Annotated in this window: 11 protein-coding genes; 10 read left to right on the top strand and 1 reads right to left on the bottom strand. The window is 52.7% G+C overall.

Annotated elements, in window-relative coordinates; genetic code table 11:
• Window positions 1-3 precede the first annotated feature (3 nt).
• On the bottom strand, window positions 4-927 hold the full coding sequence (locus tag LKE53_02330) for a S1 RNA-binding domain-containing protein (GenBank protein ID MCH3971601.1): 924 nt from the start codon (window positions 925-927) through the stop codon (window positions 4-6).
• Between the two features lie 171 nt (window positions 928-1,098).
• On the opposite strand from LKE53_02330, the gene LKE53_02335 reads away from it, so the two are divergent.
• From LKE53_02335 to ftsH, 10 genes are all read left to right on the top strand, one after another.
• Window positions 1,099-1,935, top strand: coding sequence for a peptidylprolyl isomerase (locus tag LKE53_02335; protein ID MCH3971602.1), 837 nt, complete (start codon window positions 1,099-1,101; stop codon window positions 1,933-1,935).
• 62 nt (window positions 1,936-1,997) lie between these two features.
• Window positions 1,998-2,318, top strand: coding sequence for a thioredoxin (gene trxA, locus LKE53_02340; GenBank protein MCH3971603.1), 321 nt, complete (start codon window positions 1,998-2,000; stop codon window positions 2,316-2,318).
• A gap of 176 nt (window positions 2,319-2,494) precedes the next feature.
• Window positions 2,495-4,108 (top strand): CTP synthase, encoded by a 1,614-nt coding sequence (locus LKE53_02345; GenBank protein ID MCH3971604.1) that lies wholly within the window; start codon window positions 2,495-2,497, stop codon window positions 4,106-4,108.
• A gap of 807 nt (window positions 4,109-4,915) precedes the next feature.
• Window positions 4,916-6,886, top strand: a complete 1,971-nt coding sequence (locus LKE53_02350; GenBank protein MCH3971605.1) for a ribonuclease J — start codon at window positions 4,916-4,918, stop codon at window positions 6,884-6,886.
• Between the two features lie 141 nt (window positions 6,887-7,027).
• On the top strand, window positions 7,028-8,989 hold the full coding sequence (locus LKE53_02355) for a DHH family phosphoesterase (protein ID MCH3971606.1): 1,962 nt from the start codon (window positions 7,028-7,030) through the stop codon (window positions 8,987-8,989).
• A gap of 53 nt (window positions 8,990-9,042) precedes the next feature.
• Window positions 9,043-9,489 carry a 50S ribosomal protein L9 gene (gene rplI, locus LKE53_02360; protein MCH3971607.1) on the top strand — a complete coding sequence of 149 codons (447 nt, stop codon included), beginning with the start codon at window positions 9,043-9,045 and terminating at the stop codon, window positions 9,487-9,489.
• Between the two features lie 253 nt (window positions 9,490-9,742).
• Complete coding sequence (gene dnaB / locus LKE53_02365) at window positions 9,743-11,125, top strand: replicative DNA helicase (GenBank protein ID MCH3971608.1); 1,383 nt, start codon at window positions 9,743-9,745, stop codon at window positions 11,123-11,125.
• Window positions 11,126-11,150: 25 nt separating this feature from the next.
• Window positions 11,151-12,500: a tRNA lysidine(34) synthetase TilS gene (tilS, locus tag LKE53_02370; GenBank protein MCH3971609.1), complete on the top strand. Its 1,350-nt coding sequence runs from the start codon at window positions 11,151-11,153 to the stop codon at window positions 12,498-12,500.
• Between the two features lie 15 nt (window positions 12,501-12,515).
• Window positions 12,516-13,055 (top strand): hypoxanthine phosphoribosyltransferase, encoded by a 540-nt coding sequence (gene hpt, locus LKE53_02375; GenBank protein MCH3971610.1) that lies wholly within the window; start codon window positions 12,516-12,518, stop codon window positions 13,053-13,055.
• A gap of 14 nt (window positions 13,056-13,069) precedes the next feature.
• Window positions 13,070-14,974 carry an ATP-dependent zinc metalloprotease FtsH gene (ftsH, locus tag LKE53_02380; GenBank protein MCH3971611.1) on the top strand — a complete coding sequence of 635 codons (1,905 nt, stop codon included), beginning with the start codon at window positions 13,070-13,072 and terminating at the stop codon, window positions 14,972-14,974.
• Window positions 14,975-15,052 lie beyond the last annotated feature (78 nt).

Genomic DNA, 15,052 nt, shown 5'->3' on the forward strand with positions numbered 1-15,052 from the left:
CATTCATTCTGTAAAAATAGTTTCAATCTTTTTGCTGCATTCCGGCGGCGAATATAGAAAGCGGTCAATGTGGTTTCCAGAAAAATAATAATGCGGTGCCTGCGGCTTTTGTTTTCCCTCAAAGGTATCGATGATAACAAGCTTTACTTTCATGCGTGCCGGCAGAATGCTTTTGATATACACGCTGGCCTGCTGCCCACTGACGACATTTTCGCGGCACTCGGCAAGGCCTGCAAGGTTTGGAGCCAGCTCTACAAAAATACCGTAGGGCTCTACACTGCGGATAATGCCGCCAACGGTTTCCCCACTGTGAAAGCGGGCCGCATTTTCGGCCCAGGTTCCCAGCAGTTCCCGCTGTGTCAGCGTGATGCGCCGGTCCTCCCTGCTGCGCACGACCGCCCGGATATCCATGCCGGTTGCAAAGCGCTCGCGCGGGTGGTCGATGCGCGAAACGCTGATGGCATCAATCGGCATCAACGCCACCACGCCGCAGCCAATATCGGCAAATGCGCCGAAAGGTTCTAGGTGAGTAATACGCGCGTCCAGCACATCTCCGGGGGAAAGATGGGAAAGATAGTTTTGCCAGCAGGCCTCTTGGGCGGCCCGGCGGGAAAGGACTGCCGTGGCAGTGCTGCCCTCACCGGAAAAACCGGTGACAAAAAAACAGACGGGCCGGTTTACCCGGGAAAGCAGCGCAATATCGCGCACGGTGCCCTCCCGAATGCCAATTGCGCCCTCTTCCCGGGGGATGATGCCCTGCATACATCCAAGGTCAACCACCAGGTTGTGCCGGCTGTCGCACAGCACCGCGCGGGCCTCTAAAATCTGTTGACTGCGTGCGGCCTGCTGCAGCGCTGCTGCGCTGCGCTGCGCAGCACGGTTTTCGGCCCGGTTTATCCGCCAGCCCTCGGGTTCGTATCCAAACATTTGACTACCTCCTTTTTACCGATACTTTCTACTATATGCGTCTGAAAGTCCGTGAATGCCGATGGACAGGGCTTGCTTTTTTCTGTAGAATTCGGTACAATATTTTCAATATCAAGAGGCAGTCTCTGCTGCTTCCTGCACTTTAAGATTTATGAAAGAGCAGATGATTTTATGAAATGGATTAAACGAATCACCAGTGGCGCACTGGCGCTGCTGCTTGCGGTGTCATTTGCCGGCTGCGGCAGCGGCTCTTCTTCCACCAGTGCGGCGGCAAGTTCCGGCCCTGTACGTGCAGATGACGGAAAAAAACTCGGCTATCAGCTGGAAAAGCCGGCAGACGGGGAAGAGGTTGCCGTCATACAGACCAATATGGGAACCATTCGGATGCGCCTGTTTGCACAGGCAGCCCCCAAGACTGTCGAAAACTTTAAGGGCCTGATCAAAAAAGGATACTACAATGGCCTGCTTTTTCACCGTGTTATCAAAGATTTCATGATTCAAAGCGGCGACCCGAAAGGGGACGGCACCGGCGGCGAAAGCTTGTGGGGCGGTACCTTTGCAGACGAGTTTAATGCGAATTTGGTAAACCTGCGCGGTGCAGTGGCTATGGCAAACAGTGGCGCCAATACAAACGGCAGCCAGTTCTTTATTGACCAGGCAGGTCCGGTGAGCGACACCACCTGGCAGCAGGTCAGTTCCATGTATCAGCAGCTGAAGTCTTACGACAGCAGCCAGTGGTCACAAATAGCCGAGAGCCAGTACAATATTCTCGACCCCGGCAAGCTGACGGATGCCTATAAAGCGCTGTACAAAAAGCAGGGGGGAAATCCCAATCTGGACGGCGCCTATAACGCCTTTACGCCGCCGCGCGGGCACGCTGTCTTTGGGCAGGTCTATGACGGAATGGACGTAGTCGATAAAATCGCCGCTGTCGCTGTTGACAGCAAAGACAAGCCTAAAGCAGACGTTAAGATTATTAAGGCAGCTTTGGAAAAGTACAAAGCTTAAATGGGCATTTCGGCAAATTCGAATATACTTCTATTATACAAAAAAGAAAGGCGATGGCAGTCATGGCAAATGTCATTCACGCGGACGAAAATTCTTTTGATCAAATCTTAAAAGACAACAGCATTGTTTTGTGCGACTTTTGGGCCACTTGGTGCGGGCCCTGCAGAATGCTCGGCCCGATTATTGAGCAACTGGCAGAGGAGTACGACGGCCGCGTTACCGTAATGAAAGTGGACATTGACCAGAATCAGCAGCTGGCAGAGCAGTACAACGTTATGAGTGTGCCGACTGTCTACCTTTTTGAAAACGGCGAGCAGGTCGACAGCAAAGTCGGCGCGTTTCCTATTGATGATTACCGCAAGATGCTGAACTCCGTTTTATAAGAAATTTTTCGGCGGCGCAGCTGGGAAGAGAACCCGGCCGCGCTTTTCTTTTGATTTTTGAAAACAGGCAGTTTCCTGTCTTGACAAGCACAGCCGCAAAGCGATATAATTTATACGTTATTGTTTTTTATCGGAACTTGACAGAAAAGCGAAAATCAGTACGTTTGGAGGGCATTATGGCAGCAAAATATATTTTTGTGACAGGCGGCGTGGTTTCCGGCCTCGGCAAAGGAATTACAGCGGCCTCTTTGGGCCGGCTGCTGAAAGCGCGCGGCCTGCGTGTGACGATGCAGAAATTTGACCCATACCTGAATGTAGACCCCGGCACAATGAATCCTTTTCAGCACGGCGAAGTCTTTGTTACAGACGACGGCGCTGAAACCGACCTGGACCTTGGCCACTATGAGCGCTTTATCGATGAAAGCCTGACCCAGAACAGCAATGTCACCTCTGGACGTGTATATTACAATGTGATACAGAAAGAACGCAACGGCGACTACGGCGGTGGCACCGTGCAGGTTATTCCGCATATCACCAACGAAATCAAAGAGCGCATTGCCGCCTCAAAAGATAACGTGGACGTTGCCATTGTCGAAATCGGCGGCACTGTAGGTGATATTGAGAGCCAGCCGTTTTTGGAGGCAATCCGCCAGTTTGCTACTGAGGCGGGCCGCGAAAACTGCATGTTCATTCATGTAACTTTAGTACCTTATCTACAGTGCTCACACGAGCACAAGTCTAAGCCGACCCAGCACAGCGTAAAAGAGCTTCTTTCTATCGGAATTCAGCCAGATGTGATTGTGCTACGCTCTGAGCGCCCTATCGGCGACGATATCAAGCAGAAAATTGCGCTTTTCTGCAATGTACGCCAGGACTGCGTCATTGAAAATCTGGACCTGCCCCTGCTGTATGAAGTGCCGCTGGCACTGCACGAAGAAAAACTGGACGATATTGTCTGCCGCCGCCTGTCGCTTGACACCCGCGGACCGGATCTTTCCGAGTGGATCGGCATGGTGCATACGGCGCTTTCTCTGACCGACAGCGTGACAATAGCGCTGGTCGGCAAATATGTGGAGCTGCGCGACGCCTATTTGAGCGTTGCAGAGGCTTTGACCCACGGCGGCATTGGCAACAATGTCAAGGTCAATATTCAGTGGGTCGATTCCGAAAAGATAACAGATGCCAATGTGGACGAAACCCTGAAAAATGCTGATGGCGTGCTGGTGCCGGGCGGCTTTGGTGAGCGCGGCATTGAGGGCATGATTGTTGCAATCCGCTGGGCACGTGAAAACAAAGTGCCGTTTTTGGGCATTTGCCTTGGCATGCAGCTGAGCATTGTGGAGTATGCCCGCGATGTCATGGGTATTGCAGACGCAAACTCTGCTGAGTTTGACCCGCAGAGTCAGAACCATGTGATTGACCTGATGCCGGAGCAGAAAGATGTGGAGCAGCTGGGCGGTACCATGCGCCTGGGCAAGTATCCCTGCAAGCTGACCCCCGGCACGCTTGCTGCAAAGTTGTACAGCAATGCGCCGCTGATTTACGAGCGCCACCGTCACCGCTATGAGGTCAACAATGACTACCGTGACCGCATGGAAAAAGCGGGCATTACTTTCTGCGGAAAGAGCCCCGATGCGCATATCGTTGAAATGATGGAACTCGATTCGCACCCGTTCTTTATCGGCAGCCAGTTTCACCCGGAGTTTAAGTCCCGGCCAAACCGCCCGCATCCGTTGTTTAAGGGCCTGGTTGCTGCGGCAAAAGAATATAAAACAAACCGCAAGGCGTAAAATTCCATTTTATAAAAATGAATACAGAATTTTCAGCAGACGCTCTGAAATGAGCGCCTGCTTTTTTATGCTTTTTTGAAAAAATGTCTGCTGCTGCGGCAGGGCAGCGTGCGTGCAGAAAGAAGGCCTTTCTGCTTGTGCCTTTTTGCTTTTGTTGGGGGAAAACTGTAGGATCCGGCAGGAGATTCCAGCCCTTGACATTACGGTAAAATCAAGGTACAATAAAACGAAATTATGTATGTCTGCGGCAGATTTTGTCTGTCAGTACCAGAGCAGACCTGCATTTCTGTTGAACGGAATTGTTTCGGGTCAATTAGAAATCCGAAACGGAAAAGGTCCTTTTTGATGCAGCAGCGCGTTTGAATTCGGAATTTTAAAAAGCAGCGGGATGAAGGAGTCATCTGTACTTTTTAAAAATAGCAGGGACTAGGTACCTCTGCTGTCTGCTGTACGGAAAAAATGAGCAGCAGCTGTGCTGCGGGGTTTGTTGGGGAGCAGACTCTACTACTGGTTGCTGTTTCAAAGTGCTTTTGGCTGGCTGCCGCTTTTGCGGGAACAGACGGCTTTGTTTTCTGCTTTCTTTTTTGTATATTTCTGTGCGTTTTTGGCCACTCTCTTTATTATCAGGATGACGGGACCGGACTCTCGCGGAAAGCAATCTGCGGAAAACGAACTAAAAATGGAATTTGATGCTTCGCTTATAAACGAATGCTATCGAAATATTCAGAAGTGAAAAATTTTTTAAAAGGGTTCTGCCGCCGGAACGCCGAAGCGCGCGGCTGCCTTTTTGCAACTGGAGGTCTTTTTGTGTCAGAAGAAAATAAGAATATAGAATTGCAGCCGGCTGATGTGCAGCAGGGCACTTCCGGGAAAACGCAGCAGCGTCAGAAACCGGCAGACCAGTTTATCGGTGGAGAGACCGTTTCGCTGCCCCAGGTGGCTGCTCCTGCGGAGCAGCCTGCACAGCCGCAGAAACCGCGCCGCCCGCGCCGCCCGCGCAGGGCACCGCAAAAGCAGCAGACGGCCCTTGCAGCACCGGCAGCTTCCCCTGCTGCAGAACAGCCGCAGAAACAGCACCATGCTCACCGCCCACGCGGCAAACAAAATGCGGCGGAAAAGCCGGTTATTCGCATAGCTTTTTTGGGCGGCCTCAATGAAGTCGGCAAAAACATCACGCTATTTGAGTGCCAGGGAGATATGTTCCTGCTTGACTGCGGCATGGCTTTCCCGGATGACGACATGCTTGGGGTTGATTTGGTGCTGCCGGACTTCACCTTTGTAGAGAAAAATGCTGACCGCATTCAGGGCATTGTGCTGACCCATGGCCATGAGGACCACATTGGCGGGCTGCCGTATCTGCTAAAAAAGGTTAACCTGCCGCTGTACGGCACACCGCTGACCTTAGGGCTTGTAAAAGGAAAACTTAAGGAACACGGCCTCGCCAATAAAGTGAAAATGAATGTCGTCCATCCAGGCAGTGTGATCCGCTTTGGCTGTATGAGTGTAGAACTCATTCATGTAAACCATTCCATACCGGATGCTGTCGGTCTGGCCATTCATTCACCGGCCGGTACCATTGTACACACCGGTGACTTTAAAATTGACTGCACACCAGAGTGGGGCGGCATGATTGACCTTGGCCGCTTTGCGGAACTTGGCAAGCAGGGTGTTTTGGCGCTGATGTCAGACTCGACAAACGCCGAGCGTGCCGGCTCAACTAAGACCGAGCAAATGATAGCAAACTCTTTTGAAAGAATGTTTCGCCGGGCCGAAAACAAGCGCATTATTGTGGCAACTTTTGCAAGCAATGTCAGCCGTGTGCAGCAGATAATCGATTGCGCGGTTAAGTATGGCCGCAAAGTTGCTCTTTCTGGCCGCAGCATGGTCAACGTGATGTCCATCGGCGTGGAAATGGGCTATTTGCATGTGCCCGACGGTGTTATGATTGATATTGACTTAATCAAAAAATACCCGAAAGATAAAATCGTTTTAATCACAACTGGCAGCCAGGGCGAGCCGATGAGTGCCCTTTCCCGCATGGCTTTTGCTGATCACCGCAAAGTTGAGGTCGGCCCGGACGACTTTATCATTATTTCCGCACGCCCGATTCCCGGCAACGAGAAGAGCGTGGGCAACGTAATCGATGAGCTGATGAAGCGCGGCTGCGAGGTGGAGTATGGCTCCATGTACGAAGTACATGTTTCCGGCCATGCCTGCCAGGAAGAGCTGAAGCTGATGCAGGGCATTGTCAAGCCAAAGTATTTCATTCCCGTGCACGGCGAGCAGAAAATGCTGCACCAGCATGCGGCACTTGCCTACGCAATGGGTATGAAAAAACAGGATGTCTGCATTGCGGATATCGGCGATGTCGTTGAACTTTCTGCGGACCATATGAAACATCTGCCCAAAGCCGTGCCTGCAGGCAATGTGCTGGTGGACGGCCTTGGGGTTGGCGATGTCGGCAGCATTGTGCTGCGTGACCGCAAGCATTTGGCGGAAGACGGCCTGATTGTTGTTGTGTGCACCATTTCATCGGAAAACGGTCACGTTGTTTCTGGTCCGGACGTTGTTTCCCGCGGATTTGTGTACGTGCGGGAGAGCGAAAAACTCATTGACGACGCAAAAGACCTGGTTTACACAGTGCTGGAGCAGTGCGCAGATAACGGTATTCACGACTGGGGAACACTGAAAACCAATATCAAAGATTCCCTTTCACACCTGCTGTACGACCGTACCCGCCGCAGCCCAATGATCCTGCCGATTATTATGGAAGTATAATATACAGGAATCATTTGCAGAGTTATGCAAAAAAGTGTATAATACCTGCAGCGGATGCTGTGCCTTTTGGGCAGCGCCCCTGCCCTTTGGGCAGAAATGGAACAGACGCATACTGCGCCTGGCGAAAAGTGGGGACTTCCTTTGAAAAAAAAGATTTGGGCTGCTTCGCCTGTTTTTTATGTGCTGTCTGGTGCCATGTTTGTGATGGCTTTGTTTTCCATGCAGTACAGCTGGGTTCTCTGCATTGTAGAGTTTTGCATTTCTGGTGCGTCTGCTGCGGTCATTGCGGTATCTGTTGCAATCTTTAAAAATTATGTTTCTGTGTCTGTCAAGGCGGCAGAGCGCGTACTGACAGCAGAGGATTCCCATGCACTGGATACCTTTACCATGCCGGTCGTCTTGGTTGGCGCCGCCGGGGATATCCTGTGGGTAAACCAGTCTTTCTTAAAGCGAGTATCCTCTCAGCATGAAGTGCGCGGGGAAAATGTCGAGCGCATTATTTACCCCAATACGCTGGACCAAATTGTCGCTGCTGCCGGTACCAACGTGACGATTGATGCCCGCCAGTATACGGCTTTTGGCGCGCGGGTGCAGCAGGAGACGATTCTTTATTTTGTAGATGATACTTACTATAAAGAAATAAACCGGGAATATACGGACAGCCGGCCGGTTGTGTGCCTTGCCTTTTTTGACAACCGTGAGGAGCTGGCCCGTGACTCAAGCGGCAGCGAAGACAGCCGCACCGCTGCGGATGTGGAAGATGTAATCTGTAAATGGGCGCAGTCGATGGGCGGCTTTTCCAAGCGCCTTTCCGGCGGGCGGTACCTGATTATGACAGATGAGCGCCATGTGCGGGATGCTCTGGAGCGCCGGTTTGAAATTTTGGATAAAGTCCGTGAGATTAAAACGAGCGATAACCGCAGCGCCACCATTTCCATGGGTGTTGCCCGCGGTGCGGGTTCTCTGCAGGAAGCAGAGGAATGGTCGCGCAAGGCACTGGATATGGCTTTGGGCCGCGGCGGCGACCAGGTTGCCTTAAAGCAAAAAGACGAATCCTATGAATTCTTCGGAGGCCTTTCTAAGGGTGTGGAAAAGCACGACAAGGTGCGCACACGCGTCATTGCCGCTACGCTTTCTGACCATATCCGCCAGAGCGACTGCGTGCTGATTATGGGGCACAAATTCGGTGATTTGGACTGCATTGGTGCGGCAGTCGGTATTTGGAGCGCTGCTACCAATGCACTGCACCGCCCGGCCCATGTGGTGCTGGAGCGCAGTCAGTGCATGGCCAATGCCCTAGTAGACCATATTGAGCAGGCGGGGGAAACAGATGTCTTTATTTCGCCAGAGGAGGCCCTGCCGCTTTTGACCTCGCATTCTCTGCTGGTTGTGGTAGATACCCATAACCCGGATGTGGTCGAAAGCCCCCAGCTGCTTGAAAAAGCACAGCGCATTGTCGTCATTGACCACCACCGCATGATGGTGAAGCATATTGAAAATGCACTGGTCTTTTACCACGAACCCTACGCCAGTTCTGCCTCGGAACTTGTTGCGGAACTGGTGCAGTACATAGGCGATACTGCCCTTTCCCGCACAGATGCAGAGGCGCTGCTGGCCGGCATTATGCTGGATACTAAGAATTTTGTGCTGAAAACCGGTGTGCGTACCTTTGAGGCGGCCGCATATCTGCGCCGCCGCGGTGCGGATACCGTTGAGGTAAAAAGTCTGTTTGCCGACAACATTGAGGTTTACAAAGCAAAATATCAGATTGTTTCCAGTGCACAGATTCAAAACGGCTGTGCAATCACTTCTGTAGAAAAAGAATTTCCGCAAATCCGCCTGAGCTGTGCCCAGGCTGCGGATGAGCTGCTTTCCATACAGGGAGTCAAGGCTTCCTTTGTCATCTTTCCTTCCGGCGGCACCGTCAATATTTCGGCGCGCAGCTTGGGGGATATCAATGTGCAGTTGGTGATGGAGCAGATGGGCGGCGGCGGTCACCTTTCCATGGCGGGCGCGCAGCTTTCTGATCTGACAGTGGCACAGGTACGCGAAAAACTGCTGCAGGAGTTAAAGACTGGCGTCGGTCAGCCGGAAAAGAAATAAAAGCAGGCTGCGGCAAAAGACTGCTTTTGCGACAATAGCAAGGAGGATGTTTCATGAAAGTTGTATTACTGCAGGATGTAAAGGCCTTGGGAAAAAAGGGCGAGCTTGTCAATGCCAGTGATGGCTATGCGCGCAATTATCTGATGCCGCGCGGCCTTGCAAAAGAGGCAAATGCACAGGCAATGAATGAGCTGAAGAACGCGGAAGCTTCCAAAGCATATAAAATTAAAACCGAAACCGAAACCGCACAGGCGGCCGCCGAAAAACTGGAGGGCAAGAGTATTCGCCTGACAGCCAAGGCGGGTCAGGCCGGCAAGCTCTTTGGCTCTGTGACACCGCGGGAAATCGCCGCAGCCATTCAGAAACAATTCGGTATTTCCGTGGATAAGCGCAAAATTACACTGGATGCGGAAATTAAGGCTTTTGGCACCTACAACTGCGAAGTAAAACTTTATAATGGCATTTCTGCGAAAGTATATGCCGTTGTTACGGAAGAATAAAACTTTGTCTGGTCTGCCTTTGTGGCAGGCTGCAAGCAACCCGCGCCAGCGCCAGAAAAGCGCAGCAGGGTTGTTTTTCTGTATGAACGAAATGATTCTGCCCGGCGGAAGGCGCAGGCAGAGGCGGTAGATACAGACCCGCAGAAAACAAGGCGGGGCTGTAAATATCGTTTTGTACTGCAAAGACAGTTTACAAAATTTAGAGAAGCTGATACAGGACTTTGCTGCACAAAGACGGAAGGGGGCAGAGAATATGCCGGAAGACATGCGGCCATCTTATACGGGCACAGGCGGCGGTCAGCCGTTTGACCGTGAAGCTGAGCAGGCAGTGCTTGGCGCTGTGCTGCTGGACGCCTCTTGCCTAGACACCGTCATGGAGATACTGCCCAGTCCGGATTTCTTTTCGCAGAGCAGCAATGCGGATATTTACGCGGCAATGCTGGAGCTTTCCAATGCCGGCAAACCGGTTGATTTCATTACACTGCTCGATTACATGCGCCGGGAGCCCGGCTTTGAAGAAAACGATGGCAAGGGATATCTGCTGGAGCTTGCACAGATTGTGCCGTCTATTTCCAATGTAGAAACCTATGCGAAAATTGTTCGCGATAAGTACGACCTGCGTCAGCTGATGCAGGCTGCACGCTCTATTTTAGAGGAATCTGCAGAGGGCGCACAGGACGTGTCCGTGCTGCTGGATTCTGCTGAGCAGAAGATTTTTGACATTCGCCGCGGGCAGAATATGCAGGGTCTGCAGAGCATACAGCAGACCTTGGTCAGCACATTTGACCATTTGGATAAAATTGCTTCTCCCGATGGTGCCCAGTACCGCGGAATCCCGACCGGTATCAAGATGCTGGACGACACGATTACCGGCTTGAACCGCACCGACCTGGTGCTGCTGGCGGCCCGCCCAGGTATGGGCAAGACCAGCTTTGCGCTGAATATCACCCGCCACGCGGCTATTACCTGCCACAAGCGCATTGCTTTCTTTTCCCTGGAAATGACGCGCGAACAGCTGGCGTCCCGCCTGCTTTCTACGGAAGCACAGGTCAGCGGTGTCAAGCTGCGTACCGGGAACCTGGAAGACGACGAATGGGCGCGGCTGATTGAGGCGGGCGATGTGCTCAGCCGCTCTGAAATTTATTTTGATGACAACTCTGCGATTACTGTACCGGAAATGAAAGCAAAGCTGCGCCGCCTGCGCGACGTTGACCTTGTCGTGATTGACTACCTGCAGCTGATGTCTTCCGGTGGACGTATTGACAACCGTGTACAGGAAATTTCAGCAATTACCCGAAATTTAAAAATCATGGCAAAAGAGCTGGATGTGCCGGTTTTGTGTCTGTCACAGCTTTCGCGTGAAAGCGAAAAGCGCACAACCCATAAGCCAATGCTGAGCGACCTGCGCGATTCTGGCTCTATCGAACAGGACGCCGATATTGTACTGTTCCTTTACCGCGAAGGGTACTACGCAAATGCCGGAGACGGTGCGCCGCCCGCGCCGGACGAGGACCAGAACAGCGGTGAATGTATTATCGCCAAAAACCGCCACGGCGAGACCCGCAGCGTTCCGCTGCACTGGCAGGGCGAATTTATGCGGTTTACCGCACCGGAACTGGTGCGGCAGGAACCGTAAACAGCAAAGAAAGGCGGCACAGCAAATGCTTTCAATTTCTGATAAGATTTTTCATACGGTAAAGCAGTATGGTATGCTGCCGCCGGGCAGCACGGTTGCGGTCGGTGTTTCCGGCGGCGCTGATTCCACGGCGCTGCTGTACTGGCTTGCCTCTCATCGGGCAGAGCTGCAGATTCAGGTTGTGGCGGCACACGTAAACCATGGCCTGCGCGGTGCAGAAGCCGACCATGACGAAACCTGCGTGCGCCGCCTCTGTGTGCAGCTTGGGGTTTCACTGCAGGCGCTGCATATCAATGTGCGCGAAGAAGCTCGAAAAACAGGAGAAGGAATCGAAGAATGCGGCCGCCGCCTGCGGTACGCATTTTTTTATAAACTCTGCAAACAATACACCAATCCGCGCGTCGCGACAGCCCATACACTTTCCGATAATGCGGAGACCATGCTGCTCAACCTGGCACGCGGGGCAGGCGCGGCGGGACTTTCGGGTATTCCGCCGGTACGGGGTCTGGTTGTGCGGCCGCTGATTGCCCTGACCCGCGCCGAGACCGAGCAGTACTGCCGCGAGAATGGTCTTGCTTACTGCACTGACAGCACAAATGCAGATGACAGCTGTATGCGCAACTGGGTCCGGTTGCATATTGTGCCTCTTTTTGCGCATATTGACCCGCGGTTTGAGCAGGCGGCGGGGCGGGCTGCCTGTGCTTTGCGGGAAGATGATGCCTGCCTGCGTGCGCTGGCACAGCGGGCGCTGACGGACGCGACCTGTGCTGGCGGCTGGCGGGCAGAGTGTCTTTTGCAGCAGCCGCGGGCCATTCGCCTGCGTGCACTTTACCTTGCGGCACATGGGGCGGGAGCGGGCCGTCTCTCTCAGCAGCATTTGCTGGAACTGGACCGCCTGCTGAAAACGGGCGGCGGCTGCACACTGCCCGCGGACTGCTCAGCACGCGTAGAACAGGGGATTCTGCTGTTCCCCGCTGCTGTGCCCGGCTATGAAGTGCCGCTGCGGCTGCCGGAAACGACTCTGCCCGACGGTCGCCTCTTTTCCCTGCAGGTGCTGTCCAAAACTGCCTATGAAAAAGAAAAAGGTAAATTCATCTTTTCTAATTGCCTCAATTATGCTACAATAAATACCGATACCTTGGTCAGGACCCGCAGACCTGGCGATTCTTTTTCGCCTGCCGGCCGGGGTATTACGAAATCTTTAAAGAAACTGCTCAATGAAAAACGGGTGCCGCCCTCTTTGCGGGCGCGGCTTGCGATGCTTTCGCGCGGCAGTGATATTTTGTGGATTGAGGGCTGTGGCCCCAGTGAAAAAGCAAAAGTGACCCCACAGACACAGGAAATCGCGGTGGTTACAATAAAGGAGTGCAGGTAGGAAATGGAAAATCAGATGCTCGGCGATATTCAGGAAGTTTTGTTTAGTGAAAAGCAGCTTGCCGCTATTGTAGAGCGCATTGGCAACCAAATCAGCGAAGACTACAAAGGCAAAAGGCTGCTTTTGGCCAGCGTACTGAAAGGCTCTGTCGTATTTATGGCAGACCTGATGCGCGCAATCAAGATCCCCTGTGAAGTGGATTTTATGTCTGTTTCCAGCTATGGCAGCGGAACAAAATCTTCTGGTATTGTCAAGATTACGAAAGACCTGGACATTAACTTAGAGGGATATGACCTGCTGGTTGTAGAGGATATCCTTGACAGCGGCGTTACCCTGCACTACATACTGAGAATGATGCAGGCACGCAACCCAAACAGCATTCGCCTGTGTACCTTATTTGATAAACCGGAGCGTCGCACCGTTGAGGTAAAGGCTGACTATGTCGGTGCCGAGGTTCCGGATGCGTTTATTGTCGGCTATGGGCTTGACTACGCACAGAAGTACCGCAATCTTCCGTTTGTGGGGGTGCTGAAGCCCGAAATATACGGCGGCTAAGGAGTGATACTGGCTTGGATAATAAAAAATCGCTGCGCAACTTGATTCTCGTCATTGCAATACCGGTTTTGCTGCTCATCTTACTGGCGGCTCTTTTTGGTGGAACAGCAGCCCCAACCAAAACCTATACTTTTTCTGAGATTATGAGCTACTTTTCAGACCAGAAAGTTTCCGAGTATTCACTGGATTTCGGTACAGGCGAAATGTCCATTAAAGTAAGCGGCATTGATACGCCGGTCACTTTTGTTGCACCGGATTCTCAGTATATGCAGGAGCGCTTGGACCCGTATGTCGAGCAGTACAATAAAGCACACCCGAAAGACAAAATGGTGCAGAAGCTGCAGCGCCCGAAAGAAACCAACTGGTTTATTTCTTTTCTGCCGTTTATCATTGCGGTGGGCGTGATGCTGCTGTTCTCTTACCTGATGATGCGCAAGGTCAACGCCGGCATGGGAGACGCGGGCAAGCAGATGAATTTTGGCAAGGCCAATGTCAAAAATCTGGAGGACGAAAAGCGCAAAACAACCTTTGCCGATGTTGCCGGTGCGGATGAGGAAAAAGAGGAACTGCAGGAGATTGTAGAGTTCTTGAAAAATCCGCGCAAGTACAACGAACTCGGCGCGCGCATACCAAAGGGTGTTCTTTTGGTGGGCCCTCCCGGTACAGGTAAAACGCTGCTGGCGCGTGCAGTTGCCGGTGAAGCGGGTGTGCCGTTCTTCTCTATTTCCGGCTCTGATTTTGTAGAGATGTTTGTCGGTGTCGGCGCTTCCCGTGTGCGTGACTTGTTTGAGCAGGCAAAAAAGAACAGTCCCTGCATTGTGTTTATCGATGAAATCGACGCGGTCGGCCGCCAGCGCGGCGCCGGCTTAGGCGGCGGCCACGATGAACGTGAGCAGACACTGAACCAGCTGTTGGTCGAGATGGACGGCTTCGGTGCGAATGAGGGCGTCATTATGATTGCCGCAACCAACCGCCCAGATATCCTTGACCCAGCGCTGATGCGCCCGGGCCGCTTTGACCGGCGTATTATGGTGGGCTATCCGGATATCAAAGGCCGCGAGGCTATTTTGCACGTACATGCGCGCGGCAAGCCCCTTTCACCGGATGTTGACCTGAAAGTGATTGCCGGCTCCACAGCGGGCTTTACCGGTGCAGACTTGGAAAACCTGCTGAATGAGGCGGCGCTGCTGGCAGCTCGCAAAAACCTGAAAGCAATTACCATGAAAGAAATAGAAGAGGCAACCATCAAAGTGGTCGTCGGTACCGAAAAGAAGAGCCATGTGATGACTGACCGCGAAAAGACGCTGACCGCTTACCACGAGGGCGGCCACGCCGTTGCAACGTATTTCTGCCCCACGCAGGACCCGGTGCACCAAATCAGTATTATTCCGCGCGGTATGGCAGGCGGTTTTACGATGCAGGTGCCTACAGAGGACCGCTCTTACCGCTCTAAAAAAGAAATGGAAGAAGACCTGGTCGTTATGCTGGGCGGGCGTGTTGCCGAGTCGCTGACAATGGACGATATTTCCACTGGCGCCAGCAATGATATTGAGCGCGCGACAAAGCTTGCTCGCTCCATGGTTACAAAGTACGGCATGTCTGCCGCCCTGGGGCCGATCACCTATGGCCGTGACGACAGCGAGCCTTTCCTTGGTCGCGATATGGGCCATATCCGTGATTACTCTGAGCAGACAGCCGCAGCAATCGATAAGGAGATTAAAAACCTTATGACGACCGCCTATGACCGCACAGAGGTCATTCTGCGGCAGCACATGGATAAGCTGCACGAAGTGGCCCGCTATCTCTTCCTGCACGAAAAAATGGGCGGCGATGAGTTCCGCCGCGTAATGGAAGGCAAAATGGACGGCGAGGGCAACGTGCTGACAGGCGACGCGCCAAAGCCGCTGCCGCAGGCATAAACAGTAAAATATTCCGCACAAAATCAGGGGAGTGCAGCAATTCCCCTGATTCTTGTTTTTCAGGAAATTCTTTGTTAT

It is taken from the genome of Oscillospiraceae bacterium, assembly GCA_022483045.1.
Classification (GTDB): domain Bacteria; phylum Bacillota; class Clostridia; order Oscillospirales; family Acutalibacteraceae; genus Caproicibacterium.